A 21,333-nucleotide genomic window follows, 5' to 3' on the forward strand; every position below is an offset into this window, starting at 1 on the left:
AGTCATTTCCCTTTCAACTCAATGCTTATTCAATAATAGAGACAGTGCCTCTTCTGATGAAATATCATCACTTTCAAATGCATCTAGAATATCGCTTAATTCATCTTTTGCGTTATAAAAATGATCACAGTATACAATTTGGTCTTGGAATGTAGGATTGCTATATAAATCAGAGATTTCAAATTTTAAACCAATGAATTTATTTTTAAATAAATGAACAAATCTTAGAGCACTTAAAGAGCTTCCTCCTAAACTAAAGAAATTATCAATTTCTTTAATAGTTGAAATGCCTAAAACTGTTTTCCAAATTTCACGTATACTTGCTTCAATCTCAGATAGTGTAAACTCACTTTTCACTACTTCTTCTTCCATCGAAATACTTTCGTTTTGATTATTTTTTGAATGATTAAAGTGTTCTACTTCGCTCCAGAAACTCTCGCCAAATGGGATTTTAATGACTGGTTTAAGATAATGGACTTGCTCTAAATCAAAACGTGAAATTAGACTCCATTCATAGCCCTTATTGAAGAATAAGTTCAATGAATTTTGGAAATCTACAAAATCAATCGGAGGTATGGCCGTATCACTTCCAAAATCTTTTTTATCATCTAGTATTAACGTAAAGTTCATCGTTTTACCTTTTATTCCCTTTTGATTCAAATACCCAGCCATTGAGTCTAAATATTGATTCACAGCGCAGCATTCACTTGCAGATTTCGTCCCCATTAAAGAAGAGATTGAAGAAAATAGGATAAAGAAATCTAATGGTTCTGGATTTAATTCTTTTTCTACTAAATAGGTGCCGATTACTCTGTTATGAATGCCTTTTTTGAATTGACTAAGCTTTAACTCTTTTATCCATAGATGGTAAAGTTGTTTGACCAACATAAACGCACCATTGATTTCACCGAAATCCTGTCTAATTTTCGCAAATGTTTCTTTAACAGCGTGTTCCTCAGTCACATCACACTCCATGATTGTAACTGTAGAACCTCGACTTTCAATTTCCATAATTGATGTCAGCTTATAAATCAACATGTCATCTTTTTCTTGATTATTCTCAATAATTTTTTCCCATTCCATTCGGTCTGGTAATAAATTTCTAGCCAATAAAATGATATTGACGTTTTGCTTTTCACTTAAAAACTTTCCTAATTGAACACCTAAATATCCTGTACCACCGGCAATAACATAATTGCCATTCTCTCTTACTATAATTTCATTGCCATTAAAGTCATCGCTTTGTCTTTCAATAACTTTTGTATATCTTTTTGATTGTCTAAATGCCACTAATTCTGGTCTATGATCTTTATCTTGTTGTAACTCTTTTAATAATTGGGAAGCAATGTCTTGAGAGCTTCCGTCCAAATCATGATCGATAGAGTAGGATGAAATAGTCGGTTGTTCCTGCGAGATAACTTTCGCTAAGCCAAAGGTTGTTACCCTAGCAGGAATTATTTTTTCATTGTCCTTAACTTGCTCCGTTAATGATGATATGACATTTAATTGAATTGGATGTGTAACCTCAAACTCTAATAACATTTTTGTTATATTGAATAGTGAGAAAATACCTTCTTCTTGGGATTTTTCCATATTTTCTTTTGATTCCATTGTTTCATCTAAATGCTTAAATGTGTAAGAGTGGATAATCCCTTTTAAATTTCTTAATTCTTCCACACCTATGTGTTCAAACAACTTATACATATCTTTTTCAGAATTGATGTCAATACCATATTGTTCAGATGTATATTGCACAAATTTATCTGCTTCAAGTACTTCAATTATTTTTATACCTAAAGCAGTCATTCTATTCTTTAGTGCAAGGATATTTTCATCATCTTTATTCATAAAGTATAGCCAAGTCGTTCCTTCTTTTAATGCTTCATGTGTAGTCTCATTATCATGTGGATAATGTAGCCATTTCTTTTCAAAGAACAGCTCTTTCGTCTGATTTTGGAATGTCTCTTTACTAGATGGCCATATTCTTTTTGTATTAAAAATACTGACTGGTAACGGTAGTAATTTCCCATTATTAAATAATTCGCGACACTCCTCCATAATATTGTTACCTTCTAGGTATCGCTTAATAAGTGCTTTATCTGCTGGAGATGTAGCGGTAAATTCATCTAAATTTTTAATACTATCAACTTTCGTTTCATGTTCATCAGCTAAAAATATACCTTGTGTATAAAAATTACTCGGTACCTTTTCAAATGTTCTTACATTTAATAATCTTTCGACTTTTCGAAGTAGTTCATGACAATTGCTTGCAAAAATACATACTCTAGACTGCTCATGACTTCTTCTATTATTGAATGTATAGGCTAAATCTTGAATACTGTAATTTTCATTATTTTTAAGATGAATAGCTAAGGTTTTTATTTGATCCCATAGCGCTCTACGAGTTTTACTTGAAATAAACAATGGTGTCAATTTTTCAGTTAATTGCTCCTGTTTATTGTGTCGATACTCCTCTAGTATGACATGAACATTCGTACCACTTATGCCTATAGAATTTACACCTGCGCTTAAAATTTTATGTTCATCAAACGTTTTATTTTCTGAGCTAACTTTGAACGGCGTTTCTTTGAAGTTTATTTTAGGATTTTCTGCTGCAAAATGATTAAGACCTGGAACTGTTCTTTTCTCTATGGATAGTACAGCTTTTATTAATCCTGCAATACCTGCTGCATCACCCATATGGCCAAAATTCGACTTAATTGAGCCTAATTGACATTCCGTTGTCTTAGTTGATTTTTGTAGATAGGCCTTTTTAAGCCCCTCTACTTCGAGTAAATCACCTACTTGAGTACCTGCGCCATGCGCCTCAACAAAATCAATATCATTAAATGATAACTTTGCATCGTCCAGAGCATCCATTATTGCTTTAGATTGAGCGTCAGGATTAGGGACTTGCATGCCATTTGATGCACCATCACTACTAATACTCGAACCCTTTAACACAGCATGAATGTGATTGTTGTCCTTTATAGCATCCGATAATCTCTTTACAACAATAGCAGCAACCCCTTCACCTCCGATAATCCCATCTGCACTTTCATCGAATGGTGAACATCTATATTTTGTGCTCCTTACAACATAATCAGGTGCTTCCTCTTCCCAATACGGAAATAAATTCAAATTCACTCCCGCAACTACTGCTAAGTTACAATCCCCCTGCTTAAGCGCATTTTTAGCAACATGAACAGCAGCTAAAGAAGAGGAACAACTCGTATTAATGGTCATAACTGGACCTTTAAGATCAAATGCATATGATAAATGATAGCCCAGATTAGCAGGTATGTTTGAAATAAAAGCTCGTTCATCTTTTTCTTCAAATAAATTTAAATAATCAAATGCAGGATGAGGTGTATGTGCTATAAATACGCCAGTATTTGAATCCTTTAGATCATTTTCCTTGTAACCTGCCATGTATAAGGACTCTAATGCCACCTGTAAAAACAGACGCTCTGCTGGTCCCATAAATTGAGCTTCATGTTCATTCAATCCGAATTGTTCAGGATCAAACTGTTCAATGCTAGATAGCCACGAGCCATACGATCTTGGATCATTCGTTATATTATTTTTTAAATGGCTATACATTTCTTGCAATTTAGGATTAGAATTAACAATCAATTCAAAACGCTCTTTCGAAAATTCAGTCACAAAATCCTTTTTATTTATGAGACCTGTCCATAAATCATCCAGATTTGAGACATTAGGAAATCTTAAAGACATACCAACAATTGCAAGTGGTTCACTTGTTTCTTTTTCTATTTCATCTAGTAAATTTAATGCTAAATTTGTATCCAATTTATTTTCTTCTACTAAACTTAATATTTTTTTAGACATTGTGCTGTACATCATTTTCTTCTCTCCTATCCAATTCTTTAATGTATTTTAGTTGAGCGAAAATTGCCACAGTTAATATAATTAAACCTCCAGCTAGTAAGAGTAGCGTCCCATACACTCCTCGTTCTCCACTACCTAAATAAGGGATAATATTTACGTTTGAGGCAACTAATTTATCAGCAAGTATTCCTCCTATAATATAAGCGAGGGGTAATGAAATCCAAGCGAATGTTCTAGCAATTGAAAAAACTCTTCCTAGTAATTTGGGTTCTGTATGGAGTTGAATTAAAGTAAGTGTACCTGTATTAACCACTGGCAGTAATAACCCTAAACCACCCCAAAAAACTGCAATGAGTAGCATATTATTGAATAACCCTGTGAGCGTTATAAATACACCAATACCAAAATTTGAAATCAGTACTAACCATATTATGTGCTTCTTCAGCTTGATGAATGACATTAGTACCCCACCTAATACCATTCCTCCTCCATATATAGAGCTTAGTAAGCCAAATTGTTCAACAGTTCCAAAGCTCAATATATATGGCTGTCCAACTACTTGATTGAACCCTAGTGCAAAATTTAAAACCGTGAATAATAGCACTAAAGTTAGAAGAGATTTATGCTCGATTAAATAATTGAAACCATATTTTAGATCACCTAAAATGGAGTTATTTTCATGGCTATCTTCATTGTCATTGTTCACTTTTACACTTAATTTTGTCCAAAGTATTAAGAGAATAGGAATGGCAATACAATAAGTAACTAGCTCTGCACCAATGATATAAACAATACTTCCAAACCCCATTATTACTCCACCAATTACAGGACCCAGAACATCACTAGTCGATGATGCCATAGAAAATACACCATTTGCTCTTGATAACATTTCTTTAGGCACTAGATTAGGTGCTAATGTTTGTAATGCTGGCGTTTGCATTGAGCTCACTATCGAAAGCGATATAGCACCTGCAATTACATGAACCATACTTATATTCCCTAATAAAAGGGAGGAGAAAATTATTGAAGAAATAATTAGTCCAATAATATCTCCTAATAATATTAATAATCGAGGACCTTTCCTATCTATCCATATTCCTATAAAAGGCGATAACACAATTGCCGGAAGAAATCCTGCAACTAAAACGACCGCAAAACTAGATACTTGACCTGTACTTTGGTAAGCCCAGACACCAAGTCCAAACCTTGCAACAGAAGAACCTAATAAAGATATAAAGTGAGTAGCTACAACCATTAAAAAGATTGTAAATCCTCTGTTTGTTGGTTTGCTAAAAGAAGTTATCATGTATTTTGGGGCTCCTTTGCATTTCCACTACATTCAACCAAAGCTTCTTCAAATTTTGATAAGAGGAGTTGAGCTTTTTCATTACTAATCACTTGTGTATCTACCTCTAAGCTTAGATTAAGTTTTCCATCCAAAATAAAGATGTTTATTTCCAAAATATTAGAAAGCTCATTATCAGGATGAATAGCAGGAGCCTGAGGAAGATTTGAGGAGTATTGTAGCACCCCGTTCCCTCCATTTTTACTATTTGTAGAAGTACTAATATCGTTATCAAAATCTCCTAAATAATTGACCAATATGGATGGTTGAATATGCGTAATGTTGTTATTTTCTTTGATCCATCTTGCTATCATAAAGTCCAATCCACTGCCTATTTCGCTCAATGATTGTCCAACTGTGTAAAGCATTTCTTCTAGCGTACTAATTGTCACCTGTAGTGGATACATCGTAGTAAACCAACCTATTGTTCTACTAAGATCTAACGCTGATTGGCGACTATCTCGTCCATGCCCTTCAAAGTTAAATAACACATCTTGTTGACCGAATAGTTGACTAAACGCTTGAGCAAATGTTACTGCAATAAGAACATCAGGTTTATAAATTTCTGAATGTTCTCTAGCATGTAAAAATTGCTTTGTACTTTCCTCACTCAGAGTTTTGGTTACATGATATCGATCCTTAAATAAATAATCTTTTCTGACAGGCTGCATGCATAATGGATGTACATTTTTCACATCTATATTTTCCCAATATGAATGATTCGTGTGTAATTCTTTGTTATACAATTCTCCTATCCAATCAGAAAACTGCGTCATAGGGAAGCTGATTTTATCTTCACCATTTACTATAGCTAAATAATTATTTTCTAATTCCTCTAATAAAACCCTCCATGAAACCCCATCAACAACTAGATGATGAATAAAGAATGTCAAAATAGGCTTCTTAGCTGTTAGGAACACTACTGCTCCTATTGGTAATACCTTTCCAAAATTAAAGTTATTTTGTAATTGGAATTGAATGTTCTCAATTTCCTCTTTTAGCCTACCCGGAGGAGTTAATTTTAGATCCTTCACAATGAGCTTAAATGTGTTTACTAAGCTTGGTTCAACAAAAGCCTTTGGTTTGCTCTCATTCACATCGAACCATGTCATCAAGCTCTCATTAACCGAAATAATTGATTGGAAAGACTTTTCTAAAGCAGCTACATCCACTTTCTCAGGCAGCTCTACTGACATTAATAAGTTCCAATAGTGGGCATGTTTAAATGTTTGTTGGAAGAACCATCTTTGCATTGGAGCAAGTGGAATCTCCTTAGAACTTAATTCCTGCCATTCTTTTTGAGTGTCCATTTCTTTAGTAGTGTTCATAGCTATTTTTCGAATACTTCTACAATTAAAGATATGGTCAATTTTCAAATTAATATTTTTTTCCTTTGCCTTTGAGATAAACTTTAATGCCTTGATGGAGTCCCCTCCAATTTTAAAGAAATCAGAATCAATGTTAAATTGACGGTCACTTAAAATTCCTTTTAGTATGGACAGCAATTCTCTTTCAATCTCTGTCAAACTACTAATATCATCTGTCTGAACTTTTCTATCGTCGTATAATTCAGGACTTGGCAGTGAAAGTCTATCTACTTTTCCACTATTAGACATTGGAATTTGTTCTATTTTTTGGTAATATGTTGGAATTAATGATTCTGGTAAATATCGTAAAAGATGTTTTTCAATATCCCTTTGATTAATATCTTGTTGACTGACTAAGTAAGCACAAAGCTGTTCACCATCTTCATTTTTATATAGTTTAACTACGGCATCTTTAATACTTGGAATTTCTCGCAAATATCTTTCGATTTCTTCCAGTTCCACTCTGTGGCCGCGAATTTTAACCATATTATCTTTCCGTCCATAACAAACAATTTTACCGTTCGGCAATACTTGTCCTAAATCCCCTGTCTTATATAAATATCCTGCTTGTAAATGATTAATATGGTTAGCTATAAACTTATTTCTAGTTAAATTAGGCTCTCCCAAATAGCCTAGGGCAACACTCTCACCACTTAATACGATTTCTCCAACCCCGTATGAAGGGACTAGCTGATTCTGATTATTCAAAATGTAAACAGACGTGTTATGAATCGGTAATCCGATTGGCGCATGACTATAATCTGAGTGTAAATCTTCCTCTGTTACTTCATGATAAATCGTTCCAACAGTTGCCTCAGTTGGCCCATATTCATTAATGATACGAGCATGAGGGAATCGATCTCTCAACGTTTTACATAAAGTTATATCTAAAGCTTCTCCCCCTAGGATGAAGCATTCTACATTTGGTGCAAATCTCTCATCCTCAACTAAATATTGGATCTGTTTAGGTGTACCCTTTATCGTTATGGTTTCTTTTATCTTGGCTACACTTTCAAAAGCCTGATCAATTTCCCCTTCACAGCAAATGATTTTTCCGCCCGTTATCAATGGAATAAACATTGAAGTAATCGTTAAATCGACAGATATGGAAGTGAAAAATGGCATATCTAGCGATGTTCCAGTAGGTGAATAGTATGCAGTAGCCCAGTTTAAATAATTATTAAGATTTTTACCTGAAACAACTACACCTTTTGGTTTTCCAGTACTTCCAGATGTAAAGAGAATATATGCAGGGGAAGTTTTAGCAAAAGAATTTAACTCAATTTCCACATGCTCATCTAGATGAATACCTTCACTTAGCATATTTTTAGAGCTGCTTCGTTTATATTTTTCGCCCTTATCTTTAACAATGATCACAGCATCAAATCTATATTGATTGAGTTCATTGCTTACAGTGTATGTCTTCTCAGAACATTCAATTTGTATATCTGCTCCTACATCACTGAGAAGCTCTTTTAAAATTTCTTCATTAATAAATAAATCTGTATCCCAATCTAATTTAGTATTTTTATCCATATTTTCTTCTTTAAATGCTTGTAAAGAAGAAACAAATTTATCTTTTTTATCAATATTTAATAAATCCCCCAAGAAAATTATTCCGCCCTCTTTTAAAGAGTCAATAGCTTTTTTAAGGACTACCTTTAAATAGCCATAGCTTGGGAAACAATGAATAACACTATTAATGACAACTGCATCTAATGCTGTTTCAAACTTCTTAAAGGCATGAGCCTTCGAAATGTCAAATTTAATATTGCTAAAGTTAGATTTCTGAGCAATCTGTTTATTCCTCTCGATAATAGAGGAAGATAAATCCATAGCTGTATACGTTTTTGTATATGGAGCAAGTGCAAATGTTGTCAAACCTGAGCCACAGCCAAGCTCTAATACATTTGAATCTTGAGGTAGGTACTTTCTGATTTTGTTTACTGCGTTTTCCGCATATTCCTGCATTTCTAAGGCACTGAAAGCTTCACCTGTATAACTACTATTCCAACCACTAGCCTCTATTTCTGTTTTCTGTCCTTCTGCAAAATAGTTCCACAATGATTCGTTCATTAAATCACTTGAATCTACAACAGCACACTGATCTAAATCTGTTTCTCCTAACACCATAACCGTTTGAATATTCATATTTTCAAATAACAGCCTATTACATAAGGAATAGAATTTCTTTTCCGAAATAATAAAGTTAGCTTGACTTTGTTTGATAATAGATTCAATTCTAGCTCTTGGGTTTTTAGGTGATACAGGTATAAATGTGACATTACTCATTAAACAAGATAAAATACCTAAAATAGCCGTTCTATTATTGTCAGAAATAATGACAGCATTTTTAACTTCACTGTTGCTGTTCAACAATTTTTCTGCTATTGATTTACTTCTATCTACTAACTCTTGATATGTTAATGAACCTGCGCTATCTTCCAATGCTGTTTTTTGTGGGTCCTTTTCTGCCATCATTAATATAGTAGTTAAAAAGTTTTTGCCATCCTCGACAAATTGACCATTTATAGCACTTTTACTTTTTTCTACATCAATATTAGTTAATTCATGCTCATGTAAAATCATATCTAGTATTTTTAAATACGTTTCAATTAATGAATCAATAAATCTTGATGAATAGACACCGTCGTAGTACTCAAGATTACAGAATAGCTCTCCATTTGGTAATTCAACAAATTCGAATTCAAGATCCCATTTACTCGTTTTGTGTTCAGAAAGAATAGGTGTTAATTCTGCTTCATCAAAAGCTGATGTCGTATTTTTAAATTTAAAGTTTTGAAGTGCCACGTTTATATTAAATAAAGGAGAACGACTAGTATCCCGAGGTAAATCTAATTTCTCCACTAATAAATCGAAAGGATATTCTTGATGTTTAAAGCTATCCAATAACATGGTCTTAACATTTCTTAGTAAAGTAAGGAAATTATCATGTTCTTCATAATTAACCCTTAATGGGATAGTATTCGTAAATAAACCAATGATTTTTTCTAGTTCTTCATTTACTCTTCCAGATACCGGTGTACCGATTACCATATCTGTATCACCAGTCATCTGATTAATAAGTTTAAATACACTCGACACTAAAACCATGTATAATGTACTTTCATTTGTATTTGCAAAAGCTCTTAATTTATCTGCTAAGCTAGCACTAATATCAAATCTTTTAAGCCTTCCAGTATATCGGAAAGTGCTTGGTCTTAATTTATCGCCCGTTATTTCTGTAATAGGTAGACTTCCTCTTAATGTTTCAAGCCAGTAATCTTCATGTTGTTTAAACCTACCACCCTCTATATTTTCACGTTGCCATGCAGCAAAATCTACATACGTATTTTCTATTTCCGGCAAGGCTTCATTATTACTACTATTGTACAAAGTGAAAAGTTCATCCGATAATAGTGATAATGACCAGCCATCTACAATAATATGGTGCATCATTAAAGCAAACAGACTTTTATTTTTTTCTGTTTTATACACAAATACTCTTAAAAGTGGTCCCGCTTCTAAATCATACGGAGTTTCTTTCCAACGATTTAGTTGATCCATTGCTTTTGCTTCTGCGTTATCTTCTATACTAAAATCTTTGTATTCAAATAAATAGTTTGGTTTTTGCAGTATTTTCTGTTTATTTCCATCCTCATGCTTTACAAATACTGTTCTTAAAGATTCATGTCTTTGTGAAAGTACATCAAATGTTTGGCGTAACCTCTCAATGTCAACTAACCCGTTAACTTTAAAAATAAACGGAGTATTGTAAACCATTTTTTGGTCTGTTAATTGTTCTATAATGCTCAATCTGTTTTGACCATATGATAATGGAAATTCATGGTTTTCTACACTAATTTGAGGTATGACTTCTGTCGATTCTGAATGATCATTGTTTACTTGTTTACTTAGTTGTTCAAATGTAAGAAATACATCATCTAAGACAAAGTTTCTATTAAATTGTTTTTTCAAACGGGTAATAAATTGTAGTCCTGAAAGAGAGTTTCCACCTACAGAAATAAAACTATCCGTTTGCTTAATATTCTCAGTTTCTAAGATTATTTCTGCTAAACTAATGATTTCTTCAAGAGCTGTTTTTCCTTTTACCTCTATAGCTTTTACGCTAGCATCACTCTGTAACCAATAAGATTTTTCATCAAAGTAGTATGTAGGTAAAGAAATTTTATGATTATTCTCATCCTGAAATTGTTTATGCCAACTACATTTTTCACCTGTAATAAAATTTTCTGCTAATTTCTTGATAGTGTTATCGTCATCGGTTGTCATATCAATAATTTTTTCCCAATTAGTCATATCAAGATTGACTAAATTTTTACAGGCACCTATTAGATCGTCCATTGTCTCAGCTATAATAGCTAATCTTATTTCATGATGCTCCCTACCTGTACACATCGTATATGCTAAATTACTTAGATTAATCGTATCCCCAGATAAATTAGAGAAATGTTCAATAGTACCTCGCAAAGATAATTCAGATTTTGCTGAAAAAGGAATGACATATGCTTTTCTTTTATGATCTTTCTTATGAATTTCAGCCTTCGTTGGAGCTCCCTCTAATAGTAAATGAACATTCGTACCATTAAAGCCAAAGCAACTTACACCAGCTATAATAGGTTCGTTTTCTTTTTTATTCTCTTTAATATTAAATGGTACTGTCGGAATAAAAACTGGAGAATTTACAAAATCAATATGTGTATTTGGTTCAACTAAATTTATTGTAGGTGGAACTATTCCCTTTTTTATTACATGTAGTGCTTTGATTACACCCGATAAACCTGCAGCTCCATCAAGTAAATGGCCAATATTACCCTTCACAGAACCAATTGGTAAAAATTGTTTATCGTTATTACTTCGTTCAACTGCTTCTTGAATGCCTTTTATTTCAATAGGATCACCTAAATGAGTACCTGTGCCATGCGCTTCAATGTAGTCAATTTGCTCAGGCTTAATGCCCGCTAAATCCCATGTTTCAGCTAATAAATCTGCATGTGCTTTAGGATTTGGCGCCGTAATACCCGCTGAAGTCCCATCATTATTTACCTTAGAGGCAATTATAACAGCGTGGATATTATCATTATCTTCTATTGCTTGATCTAAAGGTTTTAATAACAGGGCTACTGCCCCTTCTCCTCTTCCAATCCCACTAGCTGAGTCGTCAAAAGGTTTACACTTTTGTTGCTCAGACATAATACCCGCAGCATTCATAAACAGTTTTTCACTATTTATTGGATAAGGGAAAATATTAACACCGCCGACTAATGCCGTTTCACAATCATTATTCATTAAACCCACACAGGCTTCATGAATTGCCAACATGGAGGAGGCACAGGTAGCATTCACGACATAAGACGGTCCTTTTAAATTAAAAATATAAGAAATTCTTGAGGCCGTAAAAGCAGGAATATTTCCTGGAACACTTAATGGTGTGAATTCAGCCAATCCTTCAGAGTAATTGGTCATAGCTGCTGAAATGTAAACACCCGTATTTGAATTTTTTATTCGACTCCCTGCGTAACCAGCATCTTCAAAACATTGGTATGCGATTTGAAGAAATCTACGCTGTTGTGGATCCATTACTTTTGCTTCAGCAGCTGAAATATTAAAAAATCCAGCATCAAATTTATCAACTTCATCTAGCCACGCTGCATCCCAAAACGGCTTCTCTTTTGAAATTTTAAGTTTTTCCATATTATTAACAAGGAATCCCTCACACAACGATCTCCTACTATCACTTAATTCTGTTATTTTGTCCTGTTCATTGCTTAAAACATTCCAAAATTCATCAAAATTTTTAGCACCGGGTAATTCTGCAGAAATGCCGATTATGGCAATTTTTTTATCAACTTTCGGTTTAGACTCACTTTTAATTTCATTCACCGATTCAATGATTTGCTTCGCTGCGTCTTTTGTTAGTTCCTTATTTTTAAGAAGATTTAAAACTTGAGGTATTAATTTACTCATAATATTTATCCTCCTCTAATATTAGATTATTCAAAAAAATTTTTTCTAAGGCCGAAAACTCTTTTATCTTTAGTTGTTGCTCTGATGGAAATTCATTCATTTTACTACATACGGAAATTTTATAACCAGTAACCAAGTTATATTGCTTGAAATAATAAGGATACGGACTAATATCTTGTACAATTGAAATTTCATTATGACTAGTCTCGATGGAGAAAGAATCTAAAGGAATGCTTAAACCTAGTCCAATATTTTTCACAAAAGCTTCCTTCAAAGTCCATAAGTCATAAAAACGTTCTTTTTTCATTTCAGTTGGTGTTTGATTGTACGAAGTGTATTCTATACTCGAAAAATAATTTTTAATTATTTCATCTTCGTAATTATCTTTCATTTCTTCAATATCAATTCCTACATCACAATTGCCAATGACACCTATAACCCATTCACCTGAATGAGAGATGTTAAATTCATAATCTCCATTGATACAATATGGCTTCCCATATGTATTCGTTTGGATATTTATGTCGGAAGGATGACATTTCAAATGCTTCATCAATAAATATTTCATCAACAATTCGGATAGTAAGGACCTATATGCATCTATTTTATTTAAGTAAGCTTCTATTCTTCTTGCTTTTTTTGTACATACAAAATTCATTAGTTCAGAATAATTTGAAATATGTACAGGTACTTTAATTAAACAAATTTCTATCACATATCACGCCCCCAAAATTTTCTTTATAACCTCAGAGTATAAATCCCTTTAAATTACATTAAAGGATATTAACTTGAAAAAATAAACCTATTTTCCATTTATAATATTAAACACCATGGAATAAATAGTCAATAAATAACCTACCATAATTTATAAAAAATACCAATTCAGTTATATTTACCATTCATTACTCTTAGTCTACGAGTATTTCCATAGAGTCATGTTAAAACTCTAAAAAATCACAAAAAAAAAGGATTCTACTCATATAGAATTCCTTTTAAAACAAAATTGTACTATGTTGAAAGTGATAAGCATGTTTGTTTATTGGACAAATATTCGAATGTTCGATGACTAAAATCAATTACCAATCCAACTCCAGCAGAGAAGTATCCTTGATGATGAAAAACAACATCATAAATTAAACGTTTACACCTCCCTTCTTAAAACCATTTGTACTAGATGCAGCAAACCATTCTTTCATTTAAAGCCACAAGAAAATTTAGGCTCATGCAAAAATGTCCAAGGAAGCTTCCATTTATTATTCACAAATAACATCGGAGGACCACAATCAAGATAACAATAGCTGACAATTCAAGCGGGCTTTCCACCCTACCCAGATGGAAAGCCCACAAAAAAATGTCAAAACAGCATGGATTTCTTCTCTTAGCACGAGCAACGTTCTACCTGCTAACAAATTTCGGATCATGCCACCACCAACACCGGTAAAACGTGGAAGCTAGAATAAGAGAATATAAAAACGCTTGATAACATTTTATTTTTCTATTCAATTGTCATCCATTTTAAAGCGTATAAATTTAGTTTTGAATAGAGATTGATTAAAAATGATAGACGAGTTGTTTTCTCACAAATAACAACAACTATTTTTATTCCAAATAAGCACCCACAGTTTGCCAATGTGGAACATAAATAGTGTGAGGAAATGAGTAAAAAGAATTGAAAGTATTGTGCTTTACCATGCAGAAGAGTTTGAAACCAATAAAATATCCAACAGAAGAAAGACCTGCTATTCTACTGGATCCAAATAATTCTAACAATCGAGAAAGGTATGAAAATGCTGAAGATTATGTTGGGTAAATTTCAAGGGCTTATCGTGAAAGTGACGAAGGAATAGATAGAAAATAGCCATTATTAGTGGTTCATAGTTAGTTTGCGAAATACATAAACTTGTACCACTTCTATTTAGAATACAAATTACTTTTTCAAGGTATAGAAATATCCCCTTTCGGTAGAATGTTATCTACAGCGTACTGTAGTTTTTAAACATTTACTACTTAAAAGGGGATACTGAATACTGTTACTCTTTACATTTTGGTATTGTCTTTTGGGGTGAATAATTTATATATAATTATTATACCGCTAAAAACGATAATTAATGAATAAATTAAGTAAAAAATATCTTTTTCAACACCTATTTTATTCATGAAATAAATGTATATAAATACCCAGAAAAGGATTACTAACGTTCTCGTCAGAATCTACCTCCTATTTAAAACTCATAAATCTCAATCCAACCATTATTAGGTTTAGAGTCTTTACTATCTAAATATTCTGCGATTTTAGCCCCTATATCACTATAGTCTAAAGCGATGGCTACTGCTGCACCTACAAAAATAGCAAGCTTAGGAGCTCCCCACTCTGTAAGTTTACTTGTAACTGTCTTAGTGAAGATTCTTTGTGCCTCTTTTTTACCTTTAGCGACAATAAAACCTTGAATTGCACCAACTCCACCACCAACAGCAACACCAATCGCCACATTTAAAATAGAGCCTGCTAAATTAGTGCCAATTTTAATATCTGGAATCCAGTCCCAACCCATTGTTGAAATGTCATTATTTATTAGCGTCTTATTTTCAAGAACATTAGCCGCATAATTTAAATCTCCTGCATGACCTGAAGATTCATCGAAAAAATCTGTTAATACTTGCTTGTACAGTTCAGGATTAGCTTGTCCATGTTTTCCTACTTCCTCGTTCACTAATTCGTCAAATAATTTCTTTTCTTCCACTGTCATTTCATGTACAGATGGCAAAGAGTCGATTTCTTTTTCTAAATCAAAATCTGTAAAATCTATCCTATCATTTTGTTGTATATTTTCTAATACTAAAGTATTTTGTGTAACTTGAATAGTATCATTTTCATTAGCGAAAGTAATATTACCTGGAATAGTATATCCTAATAATACTGCACCAACAATAAACGTTATAATATGTTTTTTCATACATCCCAATCCCCTTTTAATTTAATTTAATTTGAAAATTGTACTTTGTTATAAATCAAATCTGTTCCATCTAAAATTTGTGAAACAATCATCCCTCGAATAATTTTCTAAAGATTAAAAATTTTATAATTAATTAGTATGCACTAATTAATTACGTACGGTTTATTTACCCTCCTTTCCTCAATCTCAAATTAATAATAATCCAGAAGTTTAATGTAGAACTCACGAAATCTAACACTCTTGTCTCACCCCCCTAATCTTTATATTTCTGCTTCATTTTGTTGTAAAATATTTACATGGTTAATATAACCAATTAAATAGTACCATTGTTAAACTTATTTGTAAATATATAGGATATTTAAAGATCGATTTTGAGGAATAAAACATATGCTAGGTGATCGAAAAGTTTGGGAAGTGTAGATTTAAAATAAAGTTGCGATATTTATAAAAAGTATAAAAGAATACTTGGCCTGTAAGGAACAAATGCGCCGCTAATAGCGTAGGCAATACTACCAATAATGTGTAATACTGTCCATGTCACGTTATCCAACTCCTTTTTATAAACGAAAAAAGGCCCGCCATCAAATAGTTGCGCGTTATTACGCAAACTATTTGATGGCGGGCTAATATCTTAGCAGTTGTTTTACCTACTAAATTATCCATCTCACCAATTCTACATTCAAAATTTCATAGATGTTCTGCAATGTTTAGATAACACCACAACCATAAAATTTCCAAAAATTATAAATCCTTTTATTTTAGAAATACAATTTGAATTACAGTGTTTCATAGATAACCTGTCCCATTTGGGAGACATCATAATCTCCTAATGCGATCACTTCGGATTGGAAGTCTGTTGATGTCAAAATTCCCTTTACCGCTTCAATTAACCGTTGATTGTCAGGTGTTTTTAATAGCACAATATCATAGCGCTCTCTCATAACAGGAATAAAATCAACGTTGACAAGTTTGGCGGTTTTCTCAATCCCTATCCCAACATCTGCATGCCCATTTGCTACAGCTGATGCGACATCGAGATGGCTCATCTCTTCTTTGTCATACCCATTAATTGTAGACGGAGCTATGTGATGAATACGCAATTGTTCATCTAATAAGGTGCGTGTACCTGAGCCTTTCTCACGATTGATGAATGTAAATGACTTTGTTTGAAAATCCTCAAATGAATGGATCTGTAACGGATTACCCTTTTGAACATAGAAACCCGCCCTACGTGATATCACATTGATGAGAACAAAAGGAAGGCTCACAAAAATCTTTTTTACATAAGGTGTATTGTAATCCCCTGTATCCCCATCAAACATATGTAAACTCGCAATGTCACAGTCTCCATGGTACAACGCCATGACCCCATTAAAACTACCCTCATGTGAACGTAATACTTTTATTAATTGCCTTTTCTCTAGATATTTTGCCATTAAATCCAACACGAAATCTTGCCCACTAATAATAATTTTTGAATGATTTTTAGGTGAAATAGCCACGGGTGACATAGCAGGAGTGGTACCTGTCTTCCGTTTTTGTATATAGCCTTGTAAATCAGTACGGTCCACCCGCATTTGGCGTCCTACTCGGAAAACGGGCAAATCCCCTTTTTTCACTAAATCATAGACCGTTAATTTCGATACCTTTAATAATTGTGCAACCTCTTCAATTGTATAGGATTGTTCTTGTGACATCTCTTTCTCCTCCTATAAGCCTCTTCTTACATGGTAACTTATTTGTTTACATGTGAACATCTTGAAATTTTCTACCAATTCCAGGTTTCTTTTTCACTTATAACTTATTATAATTAGTTATGTCTTGTTATAACGAGTTATAAAAGGAGAAAAACGAAGTGAAAAAATTTTATCGTTTCTTTGCATCCATGCTTCTAGTTGGCCTATTAGCTGCTTGTGGTAATGAAGATAAAGATCCGCACGTAAATGAGCCGATTGAATTAACCATTTCTGCGGCTGCTAGTTTACAAGATGCCTTAGAAGAACTAAAAACAACTTATGAAAAAGAACACAATACCATTAAAATCCTCTATAACTTTGGTGGTTCTGGTGCATTGCAGCAACAAATTTTACAAGGGGCCCCTGCAGATCTTTTCTTTTCGGCAGCCGAGGATAAATTCGATGCTCTTGTAAAAAACGAGATTATTGATCCAAAATTGGGGATGGATCTTTTAGCAAATGAATTAGTATTAATTGTTCCAAAAAATAATGAAAAACAAATCCAATCCTTTGAAGATTTAAAACAAGCAGGGAAAATTGCACTTGGTACACCTGAAACAGTCCCTGCTGGACAATATGGGGTGGAAACGTTAAAAAATAGCCAACTATGGGAGTCACTTGAGTCCAAGATAGTGTATACAAAAGATGTACGTCAAGTCCTTACTTATAGTGAAACAGAAAATGTAGATGCAGGAATTGTTTATAAAACAGATGCTCTTGTATCTACTAAGGTCGAAGTTGTTGCAACTGCAGATGAACGTACACACACGCCGATTATCTATCCGGTTGGAGTCATAAAAAATAGTAAGTATGTACAAGAGGCTGAAGATTTTTATCACTTCTTACAAAGCGATGAGGCGATGGATGTCTTTAAAAAGTATGGGTTTAAAGGAGCACAATAAAGGATGGGTACCGATTTTTGGTCTCCTCTTAGGCTTTCGATAGAAATTGCCTTTGTTGCGGGTATCATTGCTATATTGACAGGAATTTTAATGGGTAAATGGATGGCGACACATCACTTTAAGGGGAAGCTATTACTGGAAACGTTATTGCTAATGCCCCTAGTATTACCTCCGACTGTAGTAGGTTTCCTGCTTATCGTTCTATTTGGGAAGAATAGTATATTAGGGAATCTGATTATCTGGCTTTTTGATCAGCCTGTCATGTTTACTTGGTGGGCCGCCGTCATCGCCTCAACCATTGTTGCCTTTCCATTAATGTATCAATCCGCCAAAACGGGCTTTGCCTCGATTGATCGAGATATCGAACATGCAGCACGTGTAGATGGGGCTAACGAATGGCAAGTCTTTATGTTCGTTTCCATTCCATTGGCACTAAAGGCTCTTGTTTCGGGAGCAATATTGAGCTTTACTCGTGCATTAGGTGAGTTTGGGGCTACGCTGATGTTTGCGGGTAATATTCCAGGGAAAACACAAACAACCCCTTTAGCGATTTATATGGCCATCGATTCGGGGAACATGACCCTTGCCTGGACATGGGTCTTGTGCATGATCACTATTTCATTTCTGATGCTTCTTAGCATTCATGTCCTAAAAGTATAAAAGAGGTAGCTAGTTTAAACTAGCTGCCTCTTTTTCGTCATCCCCCACTAATAGGTGGAATAAAGGCGATTGTGTCGCCCGATTTAACAATGGTAGTATCCGTTGCAAATTCCTCATTAATGGCTGTCATCATCTGCTGTAATGTCAATTGAGGATAGTGCTGTTCCATCCACTCTTTCACTTGAGCAACTGTCACATTTGACAGATCTACTGATAGCTGTGACGCACCAACCACTTCTTGTAAATGAGCGAATAATAAGATGTTAATCACAATTTCCCTCCTCATCTATCGCTGGTTTTCCTTCAGGATATGGGACATTTTCTAATTGATCTCCCATCCATTGCGTACCATCTTCCCAATGTTCTTTTTTCCAAATAGGCACAATCTGCTTAATGCGGTCAATTGCATATTCATTTGCCAAATAGGCTACTTTTCGATGTGGGGATGATACGGCAATGACTACGGCAATATCTGTAATATCCAATCGCCCTACACGATGTGTAATCGCTATTTCTGCTTCCGGCCATAGCTGTTTTAGTTCTTGTGCAGTTTGCTCAAACATTTTAATTGCCATAGCCGGGTATGCTTGATATTCCAAATACAATGTTTTCTTCCCTTGGGTGATTTCACGTACAGTTCCGATGAATAGCGTTATCGCACCAGCGTTTCGACTTAGTACCTTGTGCCTTACTTCTTCCACATCAATCGGCTTATCAATAATTTCAAACATTGCTGTCGTCATAGTTTTCCCCTCATTTCATTCAACAAAAACTCCATATATTCTGTATCTTCATAAATAGAAAAGGCTGGGCTCGGTAAATTCTGATCAATTGGATAGCTTGGCCAATATATGACACAAAGGATATTAGAAATTTGTTGTAGTAACACACGGTCCTGTGCTGTTCGTAGTAACACGACTTTTGGGTAATGTTCTCTCTTATATCCCTCAATCAAAATAATATCCATTGAAAGGGTAGCATAAATCGTAAGTATATCCGCAAGCCGCCAGCTATGTTGGTGAATACTTAAACGTAATGTTCCGCCCCCCTCCACTGCTGAAACACGGGCACCTGCCTGTTCGTGTCGATTACTATCCTTTGAAAGATTTTCTACCGGCGCCCCACCATGCCCATGGTGTTTAATGGTCCCTACACGTAGCCCTTCTTTCGTCGCGTGCGTGATCAATTGCTCCATTAAAGTCGTTTTTCCGCTATTTTGATAGCCAACTATCTGTATGATTTTTCGATGTTGTTCCAAGGCCACTCACTTCCTTGCAAATCTTCTAGCAATAAAACTGCTACTTGCATGTTTTTTTCATAGCCACGAGAGCCACCAGGTAAGACGATAAAAGCATTAGCTGACGCTAATGAAGAAACAGCGCTCGATTTATCAAAACCAGATGGTACAGCCATTAGTTGACCATTTTCATAGTATACTAGAGCTCTTACAAAGCGAGTAAATGGATTGGGCTTTGTAAAATCTGCCCCTAAAATAGCCTGCTCTCTGCGGACATGCGGTTGTTGATTGCCAAATGCTGTGCGAATAATGGGACGTACAAATAGCTCAAAACCAACATAGCATGCTGAAGGATTACCAGAAAGTCCAAATAATAATTGATTATCACGAGCAGCAACCGTTGTCACACTCCCTGGACGCATCGCCACTTTATTAAATAATACCTTTGCGTCAATAGCTTTGTAGATAGCTGGTAAGTAATCATAGTCTCCAACGGAAACGCCTCCCGTTGTCAATAAAATATCGACTTCCTGTAATGCTTTTTCAACAATATGAATACATAAATCAAGATCATCGCTAAATTTGCCAAAGTATCGAACCTCTGCACCTGTTCGTTCGATTTGTGCCATAATCATATAAGCATTGCTATTTCGAATTTTTCCTGGCTGTAAAGATTCCTCTGGCTCTAGTAACTCACTGCCAGTAGCAATGACACCCACCACCAATTTACGATATACAGGCACTTGCGCATAGCCAAATGTAGCTAGTAATGCCATAATGCCGGGGTTAATATATTGTCCTCTTTCAACGAGAACAGTATGTTGCTGCACATCTTCACCTTTATAGGAAATATTAGTGCCAGCTACATACGCCCGTTTAATCGACATACATGTTTGCTGATTTTCTTCAAATGTTTGGGTTAATTCTAGCATTACAACTGCATCGCAACCTTTTGGTATTGGCGCACCCGTCATAATGCGTACGGCTTGCCGATATCCGACTACGTCCTCGTAAACAAAGCCTGCTCCAATTTCTCCAACGACTTGAAATATGACTGGCTGTGCTGAGGACGCTTCCTGACTATCAATAGAACGAATAGCATAGCCATCATAAGGGGATCGATCAAAGGCTGGTACATCATGATCGGCGACAATATCCTCCGCAATAAAGCGACCATATGCTTGCGATAATGGCACAAACTCCTTTTTGGCTTGAAAAGCATATTCCATTACACGATGTACAGCTTCCGACACTGGAATTGGTTGTCTCTTTTCCAACATTTAGCACACTCC

General features: G+C 34.5%; 13 protein-coding genes. 2 read left to right on the forward strand and 11 right to left on the reverse strand.

All coding sequences use genetic code 11. The features are described from left to right. Positions 1–18: 18 nt before the first annotated feature. From A2J09_RS09225 to A2J09_RS09250, 7 genes are all read right to left on the reverse strand, one after another. On the reverse strand, positions 19–3,867 hold the full coding sequence (locus A2J09_RS09225; protein WP_227256876.1) for a beta-ketoacyl synthase N-terminal-like domain-containing protein: 3,849 nt from the start codon (positions 3,865–3,867) through the stop codon (positions 19–21). After that, a complete protein-coding gene (locus A2J09_RS09230; protein ID WP_036161991.1) occupies positions 3,845–5,158 on the reverse strand; it encodes an MFS transporter in 1,314 nt (437 codons plus the stop codon). The genes A2J09_RS09225 and A2J09_RS09230 overlap by 23 nt, the downstream gene beginning before the upstream one ends. Further along, positions 5,155–12,552, reverse strand: coding sequence for a condensation domain-containing protein (locus A2J09_RS09235; RefSeq protein ID WP_012294870.1), 7,398 nt, complete (start codon positions 12,550–12,552; stop codon positions 5,155–5,157). The genes A2J09_RS09230 and A2J09_RS09235 overlap by 4 nt, the downstream gene beginning before the upstream one ends. Continuing rightward, positions 12,545–13,267: a 4'-phosphopantetheinyl transferase family protein gene (locus A2J09_RS09240; RefSeq protein ID WP_063389785.1), complete on the reverse strand. Its 723-nt coding sequence runs from the start codon at positions 13,265–13,267 to the stop codon at positions 12,545–12,547. The genes A2J09_RS09235 and A2J09_RS09240 overlap by 8 nt, the downstream gene beginning before the upstream one ends. A 568-nt stretch (positions 13,268–13,835) precedes the next feature. Beyond that, a complete protein-coding gene (locus A2J09_RS24200) occupies positions 13,836–13,973 on the reverse strand; it encodes a hypothetical protein (protein WP_227256877.1) in 138 nt (45 codons plus the stop codon). An 801-nt stretch (positions 13,974–14,774) separates the two neighbouring features. Beyond that, the gene (locus A2J09_RS24205) at positions 14,775–15,506 is read right to left on the reverse strand and encodes a hypothetical protein (protein ID WP_012294873.1); all 732 of its coding nucleotides are present in this window, start codon (positions 15,504–15,506) and stop codon (positions 14,775–14,777) included. A 776-nt stretch (positions 15,507–16,282) separates the two neighbouring features. Continuing rightward, positions 16,283–17,203, reverse strand: coding sequence for a substrate-binding domain-containing protein (locus A2J09_RS09250; RefSeq protein ID WP_036161993.1), 921 nt, complete (start codon positions 17,201–17,203; stop codon positions 16,283–16,285). A gap of 158 nt (positions 17,204–17,361) precedes the next feature. Here A2J09_RS09250 and modA point away from each other — a divergent pair, with 158 nt between their 5' ends. Together modA and modB are read left to right on the forward strand one after the other, a co-directional pair. Next, a complete protein-coding gene (modA, locus tag A2J09_RS09255) occupies positions 17,362–18,144 on the forward strand; it encodes a molybdate ABC transporter substrate-binding protein (protein WP_036161998.1) in 783 nt (260 codons plus the stop codon). Between the two features lie 3 nt (positions 18,145–18,147). Next, the gene (modB, locus tag A2J09_RS09260; RefSeq protein WP_012294876.1) at positions 18,148–18,804 is read left to right on the forward strand and encodes a molybdate ABC transporter permease subunit; all 657 of its coding nucleotides are present in this window, start codon (positions 18,148–18,150) and stop codon (positions 18,802–18,804) included. 37 nt (positions 18,805–18,841) lie between these two features. Here the strand turns inward: modB and moaD are convergent, their stop codons facing one another. The 4 genes from moaD to glp are packed head-to-tail and all read right to left on the reverse strand — an operon-like array spanning position 18,842 to position 21,318. Next, positions 18,842–19,075, reverse strand: coding sequence for a molybdopterin converting factor subunit 1 (moaD, locus tag A2J09_RS09265; RefSeq protein ID WP_012294877.1), 234 nt, complete (start codon positions 19,073–19,075; stop codon positions 18,842–18,844). Beyond that, on the reverse strand, positions 19,068–19,547 hold the full coding sequence (locus A2J09_RS09270) for a molybdenum cofactor biosynthesis protein MoaE (protein ID WP_012294878.1): 480 nt from the start codon (positions 19,545–19,547) through the stop codon (positions 19,068–19,070). The genes moaD and A2J09_RS09270 overlap by 8 nt, the downstream gene beginning before the upstream one ends. Then, a complete protein-coding gene (gene mobB / locus A2J09_RS09275; RefSeq protein WP_012294879.1) occupies positions 19,544–20,068 on the reverse strand; it encodes a molybdopterin-guanine dinucleotide biosynthesis protein B in 525 nt (174 codons plus the stop codon). Before mobB ends, A2J09_RS09270 begins: the two co-directional genes overlap by 4 nt. After that, positions 20,032–21,318: a molybdopterin molybdotransferase MoeA gene (gene glp / locus A2J09_RS09280; protein ID WP_269204008.1), complete on the reverse strand. Its 1,287-nt coding sequence runs from the start codon at positions 21,316–21,318 to the stop codon at positions 20,032–20,034. Before glp ends, mobB begins: the two co-directional genes overlap by 37 nt. Positions 21,319–21,333: the final 15 nt, after the last annotated feature.

This window comes from Lysinibacillus sphaericus (assembly GCF_001629735.1).
Lineage (GTDB): Bacteria > Bacillota > Bacilli > Bacillales_A > Planococcaceae > Lysinibacillus > Lysinibacillus pinottii.